Raw genomic sequence first — 18,751 nt, forward strand, 5'->3', positions numbered from 1 at the left:
ACAGGTCGAGCGCGGGGTGGATCTGGTCGGCAAGGCCGGCGAGGCGCTGCAAAGCATCGTCGAACGGGTCACCCATATCTCGCAGCTGGTCTCCGGCATTGCCGAGGGCGCCGCAGAGCAGTCGACCGGCCTCAACGAGATCAACACCGGCGTCACCCAGCTGGACCAGGTGACGCAGCAGAACGCGGCAATGGTGGAAGAGGCCACCGCGGCCGGCCACATGCTGAATACGGATGCCAACAAGCTGGCCGAACTGGTTGCCCATTTCCGGGTGACAGGCGGCAGCCCGGCAGCCCGTCCTGCCCCTACAGCGGCCCCGGCCGCTCCGGCGGCAAAGCCTGCCCCTTCGGCGCATGGCGCGGAAGACTGGGAGATCGAGGCCAGTGCGGCGCCTGCCGCGGCGGCCGCGGCCGGGAGCGGCAATGCCGCCCGCGAGCTCTGGCAGGACTTCTGAACGACTGACCGGAGGCGCCGTTGCCCGGGCAACGGCGCCTTCAGGCTATGGCAACCTGTGCCTGCAATTCTGACGGCACCGCAAATTGACTGAGGAACCCATTGTCTTCGAAAAACTTATTGATCATTACCACTGACCGCAGCTTTGCCCGTAACCTGCAGAGCTACATGGAATCCGCCTACCCGGGCATGCGGGTGTATTTGGCGAACAACCTGATGATGGCCTACAACCAGGCAGAAGCGGCGCAGCCGGTTTTTGCCTTTGTGGAGGACGGGTTCACCAAGCTGCCGGAATTCGAGATGATGATGGCGCTGTTTTCGGCGATGGATACCCGCTGGGTCTCGGTCATGGATACGCAAGGCGCCACCCCGGCCCGGAAATCCTCGCCGCTGCTGGATGTCGGAGCGGGCATCTTCGAGCTGACAAAGGCGGATCACCCCAGCCAGTTCGCCCAGTATTTCGACATGATGGTCAAGGCGCCGCGCCGCAGCCCCCGGGCTGCAGCGTCCAAACACCCGGCGGCGTCTGGCGGCGGCAGCCGCAAACTGATCCTGATCGGATCCTCGACCGGCGGAGTGGAAGCCCTGCGCAGCATTCTGGTCGGCTTCCCCTTCGACTGCCCGCCAACCCTCATCGTGCAGCATACCGGCAAGAATTTCGGCGCCGGCCTGGTCTCGCTGCTGGACCGGATCTGCCCGGCGCGGGTGCGGGCGGCCGAGGATGGTATCGCGCTGGAGCCGGGCCATGTCTACATCGCCGCCGGCCAGCGCCGCCACATGGGCCTGAGCAACCGCAAGCCGCTGCGGCTGAGGATGAAGGAAGGTCCGGATATTTCCGGCCACACGCCGTCTGTTGACGCTCTGTTCACCTCTGCCGTGCCATATGGGAAGGACGTTGTTGCCACCATTCTGACCGGCATGGGCCAAGACGGCGCCCGGGGGCTGCTGGACCTGCGCAAGGCAGGCGCCAAGACTTTTGCCCAGGATGAAAAGTCCTCGGTGGTTTACGGGATGCCCAGAGTGGCCTGGGATATCGGCGCCGCGCAGCAGCAGGTGCCGCTGGCCCGGATGGCCAGCACACTACTACAGGCCAGCAAGGCCTGAACACTCCGCAGGAAGGGACCAAAACCTTGACCACTGTTTTCGCCAATTCGAAATCCGTAACGGTTCTTCAGGGGGAATACCGGGTGACCACTGATCCGAAAACCGTGTTCTCGACGGTGCTCGGCTCGTGCATCGCGGCGTGTATCTACGATCCGGAAAATGGTGTCGGCGGGATGAATCATTTCCTGCTGGCAAATGCCCGCCAGGGCGGGGCGGCCAACGCCCGCTACGGCATTCACGCGATGGAGCTGCTGATCAACGGCATCATGAAAAAAGGCGCCGTGCGGTCGAACCTGAAGGCCAAGGTCTTCGGCGGCGCCAAGATGTCGGCGAACCTGTCGGATATCGGCGCCTCCAACGCCGACTTCGTGCAGCGGTTCCTGCGCGACGAAGGCATTCCCTGCATTTCCTCCAGCGTTGGCGGCACGTCCGCACGCAGGGTGCGGTTTCACGCCTGTTCCGGCGCGGCCCAGCAGACCCATGTCCAGGACGACCGCAAGCTCGGCGAAATGGAGCAGCGTGCCGCGGCGCGCCCGGCACCGGCACCGGCACCGGCGGCAGGCGGCGCGGGCGCTGTCACCCTGTTCTGACCGGCTTGCACAGCAAGGCCGGGAGGCCAAGCCGGCCGGCACAAACCGGGCGCAGGCAAATACCGTTTGCCCGCGCTGCCCGGCAGAGGTAGTCCCTTAGGGGTAATGACGACAAACCGGGCTTCAACACTGTTTTCTCAGATCTTGCCAGGCTTCCGGCGCGGCTTGGCAGCGGCCGGTCTGCTGATATGGGGCATGGCGGCTATGGCGCAGGCTCAGATCACGGTTTTTGCCGCGGCCAGCACCAAAACAGCGCTGGATGAGGCGGCCGCCGCTTACCAGGCCGGGACCGGCCGGTCAGTCACGATTTCCTATGCCGGCTCCCCGGCGCTGGCCCGGCAGATCCAGCTGGGCGCGCCGGCGGATGTGTTTATCTCGGCCAATCCCGGCTGGATGGATGTGCTGCAGCAGGAGGGGCTGGTGGATCCGGCCTCGCGCCTGGATCTGCTTGCAAACCGCCTCGTGCTCATCGCCCACGGGAATGACTCCGCACCGCTGGACCTGGCGGCCGCGGATCTGGGCGGATTGCTGGGCGAGGGCCGGCTGGCCATGGCCCTGACCGATGCGGTGCCTGCGGGCATTTACGGCAAGGCGGCCCTCACTGCTTTGGGCCACTGGACCGCCGTCGCGCCCAAAGTGGCGCAGACAGCCAATGTGCGCGCCGCGCTGGCGCTGGTGGCCTCTGGCGAGGCGCCGATGGGCGTGGTTTACGCAACCGATGCCGGCGCGGGCAGCAATGTCTCGGTGATCGCTGTCTTTCCGGAGGGAAGCCACCCGCCAATTGTCTACCCGGCAGCTGCCGTCGCCGGCGGCAACTCAGAAGAGGCCAAGGCCTTTCTGGAGTATATGCGCAGCCCCGAAGCCCGGGAGATTTTTCTGCGCCACGGCTTCGGAGTACTGGCGGAGTGAGCGCGGACGCGGCATGGCTGGGGCCGGAAGAATGGCAAGCAGTGATGCTGTCGCTGCGGGTTTCGTTCTGGGCGACGCTGACGGCACTGCCGCTGGCGGTTTTCGTGGCCTATGCGCTGGCGCGCTGGCGGTTTCCCGGCAAGCAGATCGTCAACAGCCTGGTGCATCTGCCGCTGATCCTGCCGCCGGTGGTGACCGGCTACCTCCTGCTGATGGTCTTTGGCACCAAAGGCCCGGTTGGCGGAGCGCTGCAGCAAATTGGCATCGTCTTTGCCTTCCGCTGGACCGGGGCGGCACTGGCGGCCGGGATCATGGCCTTTCCGCTGATGGTGCGGGCGATCCGCCTGTCGGTGGAGGCGGTGGATCCGAAACTGGAGCAGGCTGCCGCGACTCTGGGCGCGTCGCGGGTATTGTGCTTTGCCACTGTCACCCTGCCGATGATCCTGCCCGGCCTGATTGCCGGCACCGTGCTGGGCTTTGCCAAGGCGATGGGGGAGTTCGGAGCCACAATCACCTTTGTTTCCAGCATTCCGGGGCAGACCCAGACGCTGCCCTCGGCGATCTACACTTTCCTGCAGGTGCCGGGCGGCGAGGCGGCGGCATTGCGGCTGACGCTGGTATCTATTGCCATCGCACTCAGTGCGCTGCTGCTCTCCGAGATCCTGGCGCGCCGGGCGGCTGACCAGGCCGGGGGGCGCTGATGCTGACGGTCTCGCTGCAACATGCGCTGACGGGGTTCGGGCTGGATGTGCAGTTCGAGGCGCCGCCGGGCGTGACCGTGCTGTTCGGACGGTCAGGCACCGGCAAGACCACGGTGATCCAGGCCGTTGCCGGCCTGCTGCGGCCCGACCAGGGACGGGTGACGCTGAATGGCGAGGTGCTGTTTGACACCGCCCAGCGGCAATGGCTGCCGCCGCACAAACGCCGGATGGGCTATGTGTTTCAGGAGGGGCGGCTGTTTCCCCATCTGACCGTTCGGCAAAACCTGCTGTTCGGGCAATGGTTCGCCCCGCGCGGCGCCAAGCGGGAAAGCCTGGACCGGGTGGTGGACCTGCTGGGTATCGGCCCCCTGCTGCAGCGGCGGCCCGGACTGCTGTCGGGTGGCGAGAAACAGCGGGTGGCAATTGGCCGGGCCCTGCTGTCGGCTCCGCGGATGATCCTGGCGGATGAGCCGCTGTCGGCGCTGGACGAGGCCCGCAAGGCGGAGATCCTGCCCTATTTCGAGCGGCTCAGGGACGAGATCGGTATTCCGATGCTCTATGTCAGCCATTCCGCCGCCGAAGTGGCGCGGCTGGCGACAACGGTTGTGGTGCTGCAGGACGGCAAGGTGCAGCGCCAGGGCAGCGCGGCGGAGGTGCTGGGCGATCCGGCAGTCATGCCCGCTGGCGTGCGCGCCGCCGGTGCCCTGCTGGAGGCTCGGGTCGCCCGTCACCACTCGGACGGGCTGACAGAGCTGGAGGCGGGCGGCGTGCCGCTGTTCCTGCCGCAGATCACCCGGGTGCCGGGCAGCCCGGTGCGGGTGCGGATCTCGGCACATGAGGTGATCCTGTCGCGCCAGCGTCCCGAAGGATTGTCGGCGCTCAATATCCTGCAGGGCACGGTTGAGCATGTCCGCACCGGCAGCGGCCCTGGCGCCATGGTCTCGCTGCAGACGCCGGCAGGCCGGGTGCTGGCCCGGGTCACCCGGAGGTCGGCACAGGCATTGGGGCTGGAGCCGGGGGCGGAGTGCTATGCCGTGGTCAAGACCGTCTCCATCGCGCCGGAGGATATCGGCGGGGCCGGATAGGGCGGAGTCCCCTGCTTTCAAAATTTCCGCAATAATCCTTCAGGTAATCTTGATACGGAAATAAGTTCGGTTGCGCGCAGAGGGCGGGTATCAATAGGGCAGCAGTTCAGCAGGAAAGGCAGCCCATGACCAAACGATCCTATTACGCACCGGAAGGCGGGCTGCCGCCGCAGACCCAGTTGCTCACCGACCGGGCCATGTTCACCGAGGCCTATGCGGTGATCCCCAAGGGCACGATGAGCGATATCGTGGCAAGCCTGCTGCCGTTCTGGGACAAGGCCCGCTTCTGGGTGCTGTCGCGGCCCTTGTCGGGCTTTGCCGAGACGTTTTCCCAGTACATCGCCGAAGTGCAGCCCGGTGGCGGCAGCGACCGGCCGGAAACCGAGCCGGGCACCGAGGCGGTTCTGTTTGTCGTCCAAGGCTCCATGACGCTGACCATCGACGGCACGGCGCATGAGATGGAAGAAGGCGGCTATGCCTACCTGCCGCCCGATGCCGTCTGGAGCCTTCGCAACAAAGGCAGCGCGCCGGTGCGGTTCCACTGGGTCCGCAAAGCCTATCAGGCGGTTGCGGGCCTGGACGCGCCCGAGGCCTTTGTCACCAACGAGAACCACGTCGATCCGACCCCGATGCCGGAAACCGAAGGCAAATGGGCCACCACCCGGTTCGTCGACCCGAACGACCTGCGCCACGACATGCATGTGACCATCGTCACCTTTGAACCCGGCGCGGTGATCCCCTTTGCCGAGACCCACGTGATGGAGCACGGCCTGTATGTGCTGGAAGGCAAGGCGGTTTACCGGCTGAACCAGGACTGGGTCGAGGTCGAGGCCGGCGATTACATGTGGCTGCGCGCCTTCTGCCCGCAGGCCTGTTATGCGGGCGGGCCGGGCAAGTTCCGCTATCTGCTCTACAAGGACGTGAACCGTCATATGCCGCTGGCGCCGTTGCGCTGACGGCGGGGGGGAGCGCCCGGCCCTGATATGTGCCCGGGCGCTGCCCGGCTTTGTCAGCCGGGCGGGGTCCGATCCGCTGCCGGCGCTCCCAATCCATAGGACAGTTTCTCTGCGGCGCCCCTAACCAGGGCGCCGATTTCGTTGATGCGCGCGTCCGGCATCCGGGCGGTGGGGCCGGAGACGGAGATCCCGGCCAGCACCTCGCCCTGCATTCCGAACACCGGCGCCGCCACACAGCGCATGCCCGGGGCCTTTTCCTCATCGTCGAAGGACCAGCCGCGGCTGCGGATCTGCGCCAGATCTTCGCGCAGTGCCTCGGCTGAGGTCAGGGTTTTCTTCGTGAACTCCTGCAGCGTCCGGCCGCGCAGGAAGCGGCTCAGCTGATCCTCGCCAAAGCAGCTGAGCAGCGCCTTGCCGATGCCCGAGGCGTGCATGGGTGAGGTGGTGCCGGGCGGGAAGAAGGCGCGGATCGACTCATGGGTTTCCACTTGGCTCACAAACATCACGTCGCCGCCGCGTTCGATCCCGAGGTTGGAGGTCTCGCCCGTTGCCTCCATCAGCTCCCGCATCACCGGCCGCGCCCGTTCGATCACGCTGGAGCGGCGCAGGAAGGCGGAGCCGAGGCGGAAGGCCATCGCGCCGATATGCCAGGTCTGCGACTGCGGCTCCATCTCGACGATCTGGCGCGCCTCCAGCGTGGACAGCACCCGGTACATGGTGGCCGCCGACTGATCCAGCGCCGTGGACAGTTCGGTCAGCGTCATGCCGCTGGCGCCTGCCAGCGCGTCGAGCACGTCCAGGGCCCGGTCGAGCGATTGAATCGTGGGCGGCTGGCTGGCGGAATCAAAGCTTTTGGGGCGGCCCTTGCGGCGCGGCGCTTGCGGCATTTTCAAGCCTCCCGAGGCAATTCAAAAAGCAGCTTATGAATAAAACTGAAAATCGCTTCTGTACAGTGAAAAAACTAAAGCCTTTGTTATTATGCATAAAATCGCCATTTATTGCGTTTATGAAAGCTTTTTTCAAAAAAATTTCCCTGAGTGCTTCTTGCCTTTAGAGTGAAGGAAATCGCCACAGGAGGGCACGACATGAGCTTTCAAAACCCGGTTTTCATTCCCGGTCCGACCAATATGCCCGAAGCACTGCGCAAGGCAGTGGACATGCCGACGCTGGACCACCGCTCGCCGCTGTTCGGCCAGATCCTGCACCCGGCACTGGCCGGCGTGAAGAAGGTTCTGAAAAGCGAAACCGCCGAGATCTTTGTGTTTCCGTCGACTGGCACCGGCGGCTGGGAAACCGCGATCACCAACACGCTGAACGCAGGCGACAAGATCCTGGCCGCCCGCAACGGCATGTTCAGCCACCGCTGGATCGACATGTGCCAGCGCCACGGTCTGGACGTCCAAGTGGTTGAAACCCCTTGGGGGGAGGGCCTGCCTGCGGACCGCTACGAGGAAATCCTGACCGCCGACAAATCGCACCAGATCAAGGTGGTTCTGGCGACCCATAACGAGACCGCAACCGGCGTCAAATCCGACATCGCCGCCGTCCGCCGCGCGCTGGACGCCGCAGGCCACCCGGCGCTGCTGTTTGTCGACGGCGTGTCCTCCATCGCCTCGATGGACTTCCGGATGGATGAATGGGGCGTCGATATCGCCGTTACCGGTTCGCAAAAAGGTTTCATGCTGCCGCCGGGCCTGGCCATCGTCGGCTTCTCGCCCAAGGCGATGAAGGCGGCGGAGACCGCGACTCTGCCGCGCACTTTCTTTGATATCAAGGACATGGCCAATGGCTATGCCAACAGCGCCTATCCCTACACGCCCTCCGTCGGCCTTCTGAACGGTCTGAACATGGCTTGTGGTATGCTGCTGGATGAAGGGCTGGAGAATGTCTTTGCCCGCCACCACCGGATTGCCGAGGGCGTCCGCGCCGCGGTCCGCGCCTGGGGGCTGGAGCTGTGTGCCGTGTCGCCGGATGTCTACTCCGACAGCGTCAGCGCGATCCGCACGCCGGAAGGCTTTGACGCCAACAAGTTCGTCAGCTTGGCGGCCGAGAAATACGGCGTCGCCTTTGGCACCGGCCTGGGGGAGGTCGCCGGCAAGGTGTTCCGCATCGGCCACCTGGGCAGCCTGACCGACGTGATGGCGCTGTCGGGCATTGCGACCGCCGAAATGGTCATGGCCGACCTGGGCCTGAACATCCCGCTGGGCTCCGGCGTGGCGGCGGCTCAGGACTACTACCGCGGCAACACCGCCTCCAGCACCAAGGCTGCCGCCTGATGAAGGATACCGCTATGTATATCCCGACCTATGAGGACATGCTGGCTGCGCATGAGCGCATCCAGCCGCATATCCGCCGCACGCCGGTGCGCACCTCGGACTACCTGAATGAACTGACCGGCGCTGAGCTGTTCTTCAAGTGCGAGAACTTCCAGGAGCCGGGCGCCTTCAAGGTGCGCGGCGCCGCCAATGCGGTGTTCGGGCTGGACGAAGAGCAGGCGAAGAAAGGCGTGGCGACGCATTCTTCGGGCAACCATGCCTCCTGCCTGTCCTACGCAGCCATGCTGCGCGGTATCCCCTGCAACGTCGTCATGCCGCGCACCGCGCCGCAGGCCAAGAAGGACACCGTGCGCCGCTACGGCGGCCGGATCACCGAATGCGAGCCCTCGACCTCCTCGCGGGAGGAGACCTTTGCCAAGGTGCAGGCCGAAACCGGCGGCGATTTCGTGCACCCTTACAACGACCCGCGCGTGATTGCGGGGCAGGGGACCTGTGCCAAGGAATTCGTGGAGCAGACCGGCGGCCTCGACATGGTTGTCGCCCCGATCGGCGGCGGCGGCATGATCTCGGGCACCTGCCTGACGCTGTCGACGCTGGCGCCGGAAACCAAGGTGATCGCGGCGGAGCCGGAGCAGGCCGATGACGCCTACCGCAGCTTCAAGGCAGGTTACATCATCGCCGATGATGCGCCCAAGACCATCGCAGACGGGCTGCTGGTGCCGCTCAAGGATCTGACCTGGCACTTCGTCAGCAACCACGTCAGCGAAATCTATACCGCGTCCGACGCGGAAATCATCGACGCGATGAAGCTGATCTGGAAGCACCTGCGCATCGTGATGGAGCCGTCCTCCGCGGTGCCGCTCGCCACCATTCTGAAAAACAAAGACGCCTTCGCGGGCAAACGCGTGGGCCTGATCGTCACCGGCGGCAATGTCGACCTCGACAAGCTGCCCTGGATCAACAGCTAAACTGGGGAATACTGAAATGAACGCACAGACAAATTTTGATCAGCTCGAAGTCGGCTATGATGTCCCGGCGGTCCCGGGCATGGACGAGGCTGACATCCAGACCCCGGCGCTGGTCCTCGACCTGGACGCGCTGGAGCGCAACATCAAGAAGATGGGCGACTATGCCAAGGCGCACGGCATGCGCCACCGGGTGCACGGCAAGATGCACAAGTCGGTGGATGTGGCCAAGCTGCAGGAGGAACTCGGCGGCGCGGTTGGCGTCTGCTGCCAGAAGGTCTCCGAGGCTGAGGTGTTTGCCCGCGGCGGCATCAAGGACATTCTGGTCTCCAACCAGGTGCGCGACCCGCAAAAGATCGACCGTCTGGCCCGCCTGCCCAAGCTGGGCGCCCGCACCATCGTCTGCGTCGATGATCTGGCCAACGTGGCCGACCTGGCGGCGGCGGCGCAAAAGCACGGCACCGAGCTGGAAGTGTTCGTCGAGATCGACTGCGGCGCAGGCCGCTGCGGCGTGACCACGACTGAGGCGGTTGTCGAGATCGCCAAGGCGGTGAACGCGGCTGAGAACCTCAAGTTCTCCGGCATCCAGGCCTACCAGGGCGCGATGCAGCACATGGACAGCTACGAGGACCGCAAGGCCAAGCTGGACATTGCCATCGCTCAGGTCGCCGACGCGGTTGAGGGCCTGAAGAAGGAAGGCATCGAGTGCGAGTTGGTCTCCGGCGGCGGCACCGGCTCATACTATTTCGAGTCGAACTCGGGCGTCTACAACGAGCTGCAGTGCGGCTCCTACGCCTTCATGGACGCGGATTACGGCCGCATCTTGGACAAGGACGGCAACCGGATCGACCAGGGCGAGTGGGAAAACGCTTTCTTCCTGCTGACCCAGGTGATGAGCCACGCCAAGGCCGACAAGGCCATCGTCGATGCCGGCCTCAAGGCCCAGTCAGTCGACAGCGGCCTGCCCTTCATCTTCGGCCGCGATGACGTGGAATACATCAAATGCTCGGACGAGCACGGTGTGGTCTCCGACCCGAACGGTGCGCTGAAAGTGGGCGACAAGCTGCGGCTGGTGCCCGGCCACTGCGACCCGACCGCCAACGTGCATGACTGGTACGTCGGCGTCCGCAACGGCAAGGTCGAAACCGTCTGGCCCGTATCGGCTCGCGGCAAGGCCTACTAACCGAACCATCCCCGAACTGGCGGAGGTGCGCATGCCGCCCTCCGCCGGCTTTTTTGTTGAGGAGAAACAGACATGTATATCGTTCCGGAAAAGGCGATTGCGGACCTGGTGACCCGCGAAGCCTCGTTCGATGCGGTCGAGAAGGTCTTTGCCGCCATGGCTTCGGGAGATGCCTACAACTTCCCCGTGGTACGCGAGGCGATCGGCCACGAAGACGCGCTTTACGGCTTCAAGGGCGGCTTTGACCGCGCAGGCCTGACCCTGGGCCTCAAGGCCGGCGGCTACTGGCCGAACAACCTGGAGAAACGCGGGCTGATCAACCACCAGTCCACCGTCTTCCTGTTCGACCCGGACACCGGCAAGGTGAAGGCGATGGTGGGCGGCAACCTGCTGACCGCGCTGCGTACCGCCGCCGCCTCCTCGGTGTCGATCAAGCATCTGGCCCGCGAGGACGCCAAGGTGATCGGCATGATCGGTGCAGGCCACCAGGCCAAGTTCCAGCTGCGCGCGGCGCTGGAGCAGCGCAACTTCGAGAAAGTCATCGGCTGGAACCTGCATCCAGAGATGCTGCCGAACCTGCAAGAGGTGGCGGACGAGGCAGGGCTGCCCTTTGAGGCGGTCGAACTGGACGGCATGCGCGAAGCGGATGTGATCATCTCGATCACCTCGTCCTTCGACGCGATCCTGAAGGCGGATCAGGTCAGCCCCGGCACCCACGTCGCCTGCATGGGCACCGACACCAAGGGCAAACAGGAGGTTGATCCCCAGCTGCTGGTGGCGGCGGACGTGTTCACCGACGAGGTCGCGCAGTCGATTTCCATCGGCGAGGCCCAGCACGCGGTGGCCCAGGGCCTGATCCAGGAATCCGACGTCGCCCAGATCGGCGCGGTGATCAACGGCACCAATCCGGGCCGCACCTCTGACGATCAGATCACCCTGTTCGACGGCACCGGCGTCGGCCTGCAGGATCTGGCCGTCGCGGCCTCGGTCGTTGAGGTAGCGGTCGAGAAGGGCATCGCCATCGAGGTCGATTTCTAAACCCCAGCCAGAAACACATTCTGCAAATATCCGCATAGCGGAGCGGCAGGAGAGAGGTGTACCTCCCTCCTGTTTTTTCTTTGAGGGACTCCAATCATGTTTCTGGGATTGAGCCTGCTGGTGGTCGGCGTGGTGCTGTGCCTGAACGGCATCTGGCAGATGGGCCGGATACAGGACCGGGAAATCATCCTGATCAACACAGTTGCGGCGCTGGTGTTCTTTGCCACCGTCCTGCTGATCGCGCTGGCAGCGCAGCAGCCGGCTGACCTGCTGGATGCGGGCATGACGCTGCTGTTCGGCACCACCTATTTGTGGGTCGCCTACAACCGCACCTTTGCCTCCAGCGGCGAGGGGCTGGGCTGGTTCAGCGGCTTTGTGGCGCTGACCGCCGCGCCCATGGTGCTGCGTGTCCTGGCACAGGCAGACGGGCTGTTCGACGTCTGGCTGGCCGGATGCTGGGCCGCCTGGTCCGGGCTGTGGTTCCTGTATTTCCTGAATCTCGCGCTCCGGCGCGGCAGCCCGCGGCTGACTGCCGCCGCAACGCTCCTGTGCGGGATCTTCACCGGCTGGCTGCCGGGGCTGGCCGTGCTGCACGGGCTGAGCGTATAGGCCCGCATGAAAAAGCCGGCCCTTCAGGGGCCGGCTCTCTCATTCCTACGCGACGCTGAATGCGTCAGGCATGATCCTCGTGCGGCAGCGAGCCCTTGCCGTGGCCGCTCATCCCGCCAGAGACTTCCTCGGTGGCTTCGTCCGCCAGATCCTGCGGCAGCACCAGGTTCAGCACGATGGCGATCAGAGCTGCCGGCAGCAGGCCGCTGGTCAGCAGGATGCGCGCGGTGTCCGGCATGTGCTGCAGCGCACCGGGCTCCAGCTGCAGGCCAAGGCCGATGGACAGGGAGATCGCAAAGATCACCATGTTGCGGCGGTTCCAGTCCACGTCCGACAGCATCGACACGCCTGCCGCAACCACCATGCCGAACATCACGATCACGCCGCCGCCCAGCACTTCGATCGGCACCGTACGGATCACCGCGCCGACCTTGGGCACCAGCCCGCAGACGATCAGGAAGATCGCGCCGCAGGTCACAACATGACGGCTCATCACGCCGGTCATCGCAATCAGGCCGACGTTCTGGCTGAACGAGGTGTTCGGGAAGGCGCCAAAAAAGCCCGCAATCGCGGTGCCCACACCATCGGCATAGGTCGCACCGGCGATCTCCTCCTCGGTCGCTTCGCGGCCCGCGCCGCCCTTGGTCACGCCGGAGACGTCACCGACGGTTTCAACCGCAGAGACAAAGCTCATCAGGCAGAAGCCGATGACAGCGGCGGCCGAGAACTCGAAGCCGTATTTGAAGGGCTGCGGCAGGGCAAAGGCGGATGCCCCGGACCAGGAGCCGGAAATCGCCTCAAATGTCAGCATGCCGGTCATCAATGCATAGATGTAGCCGACGATCAGGCCCAGCAGCACGGCAGAGACAGACAGCATCCCCTTGGTGAAGAACTTGAGGCCCAGGGTCACCAGGATCACCACAAGTGCCGCCGACCAGTTCAGCAAAGAGCCGTATTCCGGCGTGCCGATGGCGGGTACACCGCCCGCTGCGTACTGGATGCCGACCTTGACCAGCGCCAAACCGATCATGGTGACAACCAGGCCAGTCACCAGCGGTGGCAGGGCAAAGCGGATCTTGCCGATTACCGTGCCGAGCAGACCGTGAAAGATACCGCCGATGATGACGCCGGTGAACAGCGCCGCCAGCCCGTCCACGCCCTTGCCCGCAACCAGCGGGATCATGATCGGCAGGAAGGCAAATGAGGTGCCCTGCACAATCGGCAGCGCCGAGCCGACCGGCCCCAGCGTGATGGTCTGCAGCAGCGTCGCGACGCCGGCAAACAGCATCGACATCTGGATCAGATAGAGCAGCTCCGGGAAATCGGGCGAATTAGAGCCGAAACCGAACCCGGCGGCTCCGGCAACGATAATCGCCGGTGTCACGTTGGACACAAACATTGCCAGCACATGCTGGATGCCCAGCGGGATCGCCTTGTGCAAGGGCGGGGTGTAGTTGGGGTCGCGCAGCTGTTCTGGCGTCCCGATGGAAGTATCAGCCATGTCTTCTCCTGTCGGTCATGGGGGTCTTGCCGCTTCTTTTGTTTTTGTGGCGGCTTCGGGGCGGTGGTTACTCTGAAACTACAGTGTAAGGGTCCTGGAACCAGTGTTCTTCCAGGTTCGGGGTCTGCCCGATGCGGTCGACCACGATGTACTGGCCGGGCGCGCCCAGCGGGGCGAGCACCCCGTGCCAAGTGCCCCGGTGCAGGTTGATGGACTGGCCCGGCTGGCTGATGAAGGCTTTCAGCTCAACCGGGATACCGCCGGCGTCTTCTGCAACAACAACCAGCATCGGCACGCCGCTGACCGGCACAAAGGCCTGGCTGCCGTCGGGGTGGCGCTCCACCATGTCCACCTTATGCGGCAGATGGCGGGCCCGGGCGTCGAACAGGCTGATGCCTGCCCGTCCGCCCTCGCCAAAGTCGAGGCGGGCGCGGTCGTGGTGACGGCCGCACATGCCCTGATTGATCAGCTTGTCCGGCGCGCCCGCGACCTCGATCACGTCGCCATAAGGCGCAAAGGCCTCCGCGGTCAGCGGCACGGCGGTCAGCAGCCGGCTCATGGCAGCAGATCCTGCAGCCGGAACTGGGCGATACGCTCCACCTGACGGCAGGCCTCATCGAACTCGGTTGCCCGGTCGTTGTGAATGCGGCGGTGGAACGCCTCCATGATCGACGCCTTGTTGTGGTCGCGCACTGCGATGATGAAGGGGAAGCCGTGCTTCTCCACATACTCGGTGTTGAGCCGGGTAAAGGTCTCGCGCTCCTCATCGGTCAGCAAATCAAGGCCGGCGCTGGACTGTTCCGAGGTGCTCTCGGCGGTCAGACGGCCCGCGGCTGCCAGCTTGCCCGCCAGATCCGGGTGCGCGGTCAGCACGCCCAGGCGCTCATCCTCGCTTGCGGTGCGGAAGATCCGGCACAGCGCGTTGTGGACACCGGCCGCGCAGTCATGCGCCGGGCCCAGTTCCAGGTCAAAGGCACGGTCGGCGATCCAGGGCGAATGCTCGAAGATCGAGCCGAACTTGGCGACAAATTCCTCGCGCTCCATCCGGCTCGGGCGCTCGCGCTTGACCGGCGGGTGGGTTTCCGCCCAATGCTCTGCAATGTCGATGCGGCGCGGGCACCAGACGCCGTCAAAGCCCTGGATATACTCGATAAAGCGCTTGAGACCGGCAATCTTGCCCGGACGGCCCACCAGACGGCAGTGCAGCCCGATGGTCATCATCTTCGGCGCCCCGGCCTCTCCCTCGGCATAGATCACGTCAAAGGCATCCTTCAGATACTGGAAGAAATGCTCACCCGTGATCCAGCCCGGCGAATTGGCGAACCGCATGTCGTTGGCTTCCAGCGTGTAGGGGATGATCAGCTGATCACGGCCGCCGCTTTCCAGCCAATATGGCAGGTCGTCGTCATAGGTGTCGGAGATGTAGTCAAACCCGCCTTCCTCAGCCACCAGCCGCACCGTGTTGGCGCTGCAGCGCCCGGTGTACCAGCCGCGCGGGCGCTCGCCGGTCACCTCGGTGTGCAGGCGCACAGCCTCGGCAATCGCGGCGCGCTCTTCGTCTTCGGCCATGTCCTTGTGCTCGACCCATTTCAGGCCGTGGCTGGCGATCTCCCAGTCCGCGTCCTTCATCGCCTGCACCTGCTCAGGGCTGCGGGCCAGCGCGGTGGCAACGCCATAGATGGTCAGCGGAATGCCCGCGCCGGTGAACAGCCGGTGAAGCCGCCAGAACCCGGCGCGCGACCCGTATTCATAGATTGACTCCATGTTCCAATGGCGCTGGCCGGGCCATTGCGCGGCACCGGGGATGTCGGACAGAAAGGCCTCCGAGGCCGCATCCCCGTGCAGGATGCAGTTCTCACCGCCTTCTTCATAGTTAAGGACAAATTGCACGGCAGCTTTGGCCCCATTGGGCCACTGCGGGTCAGGTGCCTCAGCACCGTACCCGCGCAAGTCACGAGGATAGCGCGTCACGACTGGTCTCCTGTCTGTTTCATTATTTATAGAACAAAATAATCCCGTTCGGCTTTCAGTATATTTTTGAAAGAACTTTTTGACTCTTCCTTCTGTATGCAATGGGCTGATGCGCGCATACCTAGGGAAACGGAATTGAAAGGAGGCTGGCATGGCCGGATTTCTGACCACCCATGTGCTGGACACCGCCCGCGGCTGCCCGGCGGAAGGGCTGAAGATCGACCTGTACCGGATCGAGAACGGCGAGCGCATCCACCTGCGCAGCCTGACCACTAACGACGACGGACGCACCGATGAGCAGATCCTGCCCGCAGGCGAGTTTGCGACCGGCACCTATGAGCTGGTGTTCCACGCCGGCGGCTACCTGCGCGCCACCGGCCAGGCGGGCGCCGATCCGCTGTTCCTGGACGAGGTGCCGCTGCGTTTCGGCATGAGCGAGGCGGACAGCCATTATCACGTGCCGCTGCTGCTGTCGCCCTACGGCTATTCGACCTACCGCGGCAGCTGAGCCGCAAGCCCCAAGATACCTCTCCTCCCGCTTGGCATCTGCCGGCGGTTCCCGCCTCAGGAAACTGGGGCGGGCTTTTTCATTCTGAGGGCAGCGACGCCTGGATGTGGTCCACCATGAAATCCATGAAAAGCCGCACCTTGGGATCCTGGTGGCGGCGGTGGACGTACAGGCAGGCCATCTGGATCGGGATTGGCGGCTCCTCTGCCAGCACCGGTACCAGCCGGCCGGAGGCCAGATGCTCCGAAATCTCGAACACCGGCTTCAGGATGATCCCGTGCCCGTCCAGCGCCCAGCTGGTCAGCACGTCGCCGTGATCCGATTCAAACGGCCCGGTGACAGTCACCCGTTTCACCCCGTCATGGCTGCGCAGCGGCCATTGGAACTCCGGCGCGCCGGGATAGCGCAGGTTCAGGCAGTCATGCGCCTCCGTCTTCAGCTCCTCGCTGTTTTTCGGCTGGCCCCGCCGCTTGATGTACTCCGGCGCCGCGCACAGCACCCGCGGGCAGTCGGCAATCTTGCGGATGCGCAGGTTTGAATCCTCCGGCACGCCAAGGAAAAACGCTGCATCCAGCCCTTCGGCCGCCAGATCCAGCTTGCGGTCCGACAGCCGCAGCCGGATCGAGATCAGCGGATAGGCTTCCTTGAACTTCGGCACCGCCGGCGCAATCAGACGCTGCCCCAGCCCCAGGGGCGCCGCCACATACAGCGTGCCGCGCGGGGTTTGGGTGACGCTGCTGATGTCGGCCTCGGCCTCATCCACCGCCTCCAGGATCTTGACCGCGCCGCGGTAGAACAGGTTGCCCTGCTCGGTCGGGTTCAACAGCCGCGTGGTGCGCTGGAACAGCCGCACGTTAAGGTGTTCTTCCAGTTGGGAAATCCGCGACGATGCCACGGCAGCCGAGATCCGCATGTCGCGCGCGGCGGCGGACATGTTGCCAAGTTCATAGACACGGACAAAGGTGCGGATATTGTCGAGATAGGCCATTCAAGTATTCTTTGTGTTATTTTGAAACAGCTTGGATTTTTTACCTAATACATGAAAATAGCGGCATGCTCTAGTGTCCTTGCCAAAGCTTATGAGGAGAGAACAATGGAAGAGCTTGTGATCATGTGGGACTGGCTGGGCTTTGCGGTCCGCTGGCTTCACGTCATCACCGCCATTGCCTGGATCGGGTCGTCCTTCTACTTCGTCGCGCTGGACCTTGGCCTGCGGAAAGTTCCGCATCTGCCGGTCGGCGCGCACGGTGAGGAATGGCAGGTCCACGGCGGCGGTTTCTATCACATCCAGAAATACCTGGTGGCGCCGGAGAACATGCCGGACCATCTGATCTGGTTCAAATGGGAAAGCTACGCAACCTGGCTGTCAGGCGCGGGCCTGTTGATGATCGTCTACTGGGCGGGCGGCGAGCTGTACCTGATCGACTCGACCAAGGCCGATCTGGCCCTGTGGCAGGGCATCCTGATTTCCGGCGCATCGCTCAGCATCGGCTGGCTGGTCTATGACTACCTGTGCAAGTCGCCGCTGGGGGACAAGCCGACCTTCCTGATGGTGCTGCTGTTCGTGCTGCTGGTCGCCATGGGCTGGGGCTATAACCAGATCTTCACCGGCCGCGCGGTGATGCTGCACTTGGGAGCCTTTACGGCTACCATCATGACAGCAAACGTCTTTTTCATCATCATGCCGAACCAGCGCATCGTGGTGAAGGACCTGCAGGAAGGCCGCACGCCGGATGCGAAATATGGCAAGATCGCCAAGCTGCGCTCGACCCATAACAACTACCTGACGCTGCCGGTTGTGTTCCTGATGCTGTCCAACCACTACCCGCTGGCCTTTGCCACCGAGTACAACTGGCTGATCGCGGCGCTGGTGTTCCTGATGGGTGTGACCATCCGCCATTACTTCAACAGCAACCACGCGGGCACCAGCAACCCGACCTGGACCTGGCCTGTGACCGCCATCCTGTTCATCGGCATCATGATCCTGAGCCAGGCGCCGCTGCAGCAGGACACCTACGAGGAATCCGAGGCGCGGGAGCTGACCAAATCCGAGCAAGTGTTTGCCAGCAATCAGCATTTCGAGGACGTGATGAATGTGGTGCCGGGCCGCTGCGCCATGTGCCACGCGCGGGAGCCCTACTATGACGGCATCCGCCGCGCGCCCAAGAACGTGCTGCTTGAGACCCCGGCGGATGTGGCGAAATACGCCAAGGAGATCTATCTCCAGTCCGGTGCCACCCACGCGATGCCGCCCGCCAACGTGACCTATATGGAGGACGAGGAACGCGCCCTGATCCGCCGCTGGTACGGCAGCGCCTCCAAGGAGCAGCCCTTCACGCTGGCCGCAAACTGAGCCGGAACCGCATAGCCGATCACAATGGCCCCGCCCCCAAGGCGGGGCCATTTTCGTCCGGCACCGGGCGTGCACCCCCTGTACACCGCCTGTGCACCAGCAATGCAGCGGGGCCATGGAACCAAACAGGCCCGCCGTGTGTTATGCTGGTACAGGGTTTGCCCAAATGCGCCGGGCCTCCAGGGCTTCCGGTCTGTTCAGCCACAGCGCCAATCCCTTTCGGGCGCCCTTCCTCCGGCACAAGAAACCGGAGGCCGGCCGTTTGGGACCGCGGCAAAACTGCGGGGTTTGGACGTAGAAGGAGGAAACACGATGTTTCGAAAGACCATCGCCATTGGATTTGCCATCTGCACCACCCTTGCCGCCTGCGGTGACACCACCGGCGAGCGGCTGGTCTACGGCGCGGGCGCGGGCGCTGCCGGTGCTGCCGTGCTGGACGGCAACCTGGTGACGGGTGCGGCCGTCGGGGCCGCGGCAAACCTGGTTTATTGCGAGGAAAATCCGCACCGCTGCTAAGGCGAGAACCCTCGTTTCCGAAAGGCGGGCCAG

General features: G+C 64.3%; 20 protein-coding genes. 15 read left to right on the forward strand and 5 right to left on the reverse strand.

Translation table 11 applies throughout. The features are described 5' to 3' along the window. From ACFMBG_RS22245 to ACFMBG_RS22275, 7 genes are all read left to right on the forward strand, one after another. On the forward strand, positions 1-454 hold a 454-nt coding region (locus ACFMBG_RS22245), incomplete at its 5' end, for a methyl-accepting chemotaxis protein (protein WP_421056858.1). Between the two features lie 167 nt (positions 455-621). Continuing rightward, positions 622-1,557: a CheB methylesterase domain-containing protein gene (locus ACFMBG_RS22250; protein WP_421056887.1), complete on the forward strand. Its 936-nt coding sequence runs from the start codon at positions 622-624 to the stop codon at positions 1,555-1,557. Between the two features lie 26 nt (positions 1,558-1,583). After that, positions 1,584-2,147, forward strand: coding sequence for a chemotaxis protein CheD (locus tag ACFMBG_RS22255; protein WP_421056859.1), 564 nt, complete (start codon positions 1,584-1,586; stop codon positions 2,145-2,147). A 195-nt stretch (positions 2,148-2,342) separates the two neighbouring features. Beyond that, positions 2,343-3,056 carry a molybdate ABC transporter substrate-binding protein gene (gene modA, locus ACFMBG_RS22260; RefSeq protein ID WP_421056888.1) on the forward strand — a complete coding sequence of 238 codons (714 nt, stop codon included), beginning with the start codon at positions 2,343-2,345 and terminating at the stop codon, positions 3,054-3,056. Next, complete coding sequence (modB, locus tag ACFMBG_RS22265; protein ID WP_421056860.1) at positions 3,053-3,757, forward strand: molybdate ABC transporter permease subunit; 705 nt, start codon at positions 3,053-3,055, stop codon at positions 3,755-3,757. Before modA ends, modB begins: the two co-directional genes overlap by 4 nt. Further along, positions 3,757-4,842, forward strand: coding sequence for a molybdenum ABC transporter ATP-binding protein (modC, locus tag ACFMBG_RS22270; protein WP_421056861.1), 1,086 nt, complete (start codon positions 3,757-3,759; stop codon positions 4,840-4,842). The genes modB and modC overlap by 1 nt, the downstream gene beginning before the upstream one ends. A 125-nt stretch (positions 4,843-4,967) precedes the next feature. After that, positions 4,968-5,798 (forward strand): bifunctional allantoicase/(S)-ureidoglycine aminohydrolase, encoded by an 831-nt coding sequence (locus tag ACFMBG_RS22275; RefSeq protein ID WP_421056862.1) that lies wholly within the window; start codon positions 4,968-4,970, stop codon positions 5,796-5,798. Positions 5,799-5,851: 53 nt separating this feature from the next. Here the strand turns inward: ACFMBG_RS22275 and bhcR are convergent, their stop codons facing one another. After that, the gene (gene bhcR, locus ACFMBG_RS22280) at positions 5,852-6,685 is read right to left on the reverse strand and encodes an HTH-type transcriptional regulator BhcR (protein WP_421056863.1); all 834 of its coding nucleotides are present in this window, start codon (positions 6,683-6,685) and stop codon (positions 5,852-5,854) included. A gap of 198 nt (positions 6,686-6,883) precedes the next feature. Between bhcR and bhcA the strand changes: the two genes are divergently transcribed. The 5 genes from bhcA to ACFMBG_RS22305 all read left to right on the forward strand — a co-directional run bounded on the left by bhcA (position 6,884) and on the right by ACFMBG_RS22305 (position 11,869). Then, positions 6,884-8,074 carry an L-aspartate--glyoxylate aminotransferase BhcA gene (bhcA, locus tag ACFMBG_RS22285; RefSeq protein WP_421056864.1) on the forward strand — a complete coding sequence of 397 codons (1,191 nt, stop codon included), beginning with the start codon at positions 6,884-6,886 and terminating at the stop codon, positions 8,072-8,074. Further along, positions 8,074-9,042, forward strand: coding sequence for a beta-hydroxyaspartate dehydratase BhcB (bhcB, locus tag ACFMBG_RS22290; protein WP_421056865.1), 969 nt, complete (start codon positions 8,074-8,076; stop codon positions 9,040-9,042). Before bhcA ends, bhcB begins: the two co-directional genes overlap by 1 nt. 16 nt (positions 9,043-9,058) lie before the next feature. Next, complete coding sequence (gene bhcC, locus ACFMBG_RS22295) at positions 9,059-10,222, forward strand: 3-hydroxy-D-aspartate aldolase BhcC (protein ID WP_421056866.1); 1,164 nt, start codon at positions 9,059-9,061, stop codon at positions 10,220-10,222. 72 nt (positions 10,223-10,294) lie between these two features. Further along, a complete protein-coding gene (gene bhcD / locus ACFMBG_RS22300) occupies positions 10,295-11,260 on the forward strand; it encodes an iminosuccinate reductase BhcD (RefSeq protein WP_421056867.1) in 966 nt (321 codons plus the stop codon). Between the two features lie 96 nt (positions 11,261-11,356). After that, positions 11,357-11,869: an AmiS/UreI family transporter gene (locus tag ACFMBG_RS22305; RefSeq protein WP_421056868.1), complete on the forward strand. Its 513-nt coding sequence runs from the start codon at positions 11,357-11,359 to the stop codon at positions 11,867-11,869. Between the two features lie 64 nt (positions 11,870-11,933). Here ACFMBG_RS22305 and ACFMBG_RS22310 read toward each other — a convergent pair whose 3' ends face one another. The 3 genes from ACFMBG_RS22310 to puuE all read right to left on the reverse strand — a co-directional run bounded on the left by ACFMBG_RS22310 (position 11,934) and on the right by puuE (position 15,341). After that, on the reverse strand, positions 11,934-13,370 hold the full coding sequence (locus tag ACFMBG_RS22310) for a uracil-xanthine permease family protein (RefSeq protein WP_421056869.1): 1,437 nt from the start codon (positions 13,368-13,370) through the stop codon (positions 11,934-11,936). 67 nt (positions 13,371-13,437) lie between these two features. Then, a complete protein-coding gene (locus ACFMBG_RS22315; protein ID WP_421056870.1) occupies positions 13,438-13,929 on the reverse strand; it encodes an ureidoglycolate lyase in 492 nt (163 codons plus the stop codon). Next, positions 13,926-15,341, reverse strand: a complete 1,416-nt coding sequence (gene puuE / locus ACFMBG_RS22320; RefSeq protein ID WP_421056871.1) for an allantoinase PuuE — start codon at positions 15,339-15,341, stop codon at positions 13,926-13,928. Before puuE ends, ACFMBG_RS22315 begins: the two co-directional genes overlap by 4 nt. Before the next feature lie 151 nt (positions 15,342-15,492). Between puuE and uraH the strand changes: the two genes are divergently transcribed. Further along, the gene (uraH, locus tag ACFMBG_RS22325; RefSeq protein ID WP_421056872.1) at positions 15,493-15,849 is read left to right on the forward strand and encodes a hydroxyisourate hydrolase; all 357 of its coding nucleotides are present in this window, start codon (positions 15,493-15,495) and stop codon (positions 15,847-15,849) included. Positions 15,850-15,928: 79 nt separating this feature from the next. Here the strand turns inward: uraH and ACFMBG_RS22330 are convergent, their stop codons facing one another. Then, positions 15,929-16,837 (reverse strand): LysR family transcriptional regulator, encoded by a 909-nt coding sequence (locus tag ACFMBG_RS22330; RefSeq protein WP_421056873.1) that lies wholly within the window; start codon positions 16,835-16,837, stop codon positions 15,929-15,931. A 105-nt stretch (positions 16,838-16,942) separates the two neighbouring features. On the opposite strand from ACFMBG_RS22330, the gene ACFMBG_RS22335 reads away from it, so the two are divergent. Next, on the forward strand, positions 16,943-18,202 hold the full coding sequence (locus tag ACFMBG_RS22335; protein WP_421056874.1) for a urate hydroxylase PuuD: 1,260 nt from the start codon (positions 16,943-16,945) through the stop codon (positions 18,200-18,202). Positions 18,203-18,514: 312 nt separating this feature from the next. Next, complete coding sequence (locus ACFMBG_RS22340) at positions 18,515-18,718, forward strand: hypothetical protein (protein WP_421056875.1); 204 nt, start codon at positions 18,515-18,517, stop codon at positions 18,716-18,718. Positions 18,719-18,751 lie beyond the last annotated feature (33 nt).

It is taken from the genome of Leisingera coralii, from assembly GCF_049056525.1.
In the GTDB taxonomy this organism is placed as follows: Bacteria; Pseudomonadota; Alphaproteobacteria; order Rhodobacterales; family Rhodobacteraceae; genus Leisingera; species Leisingera coralii.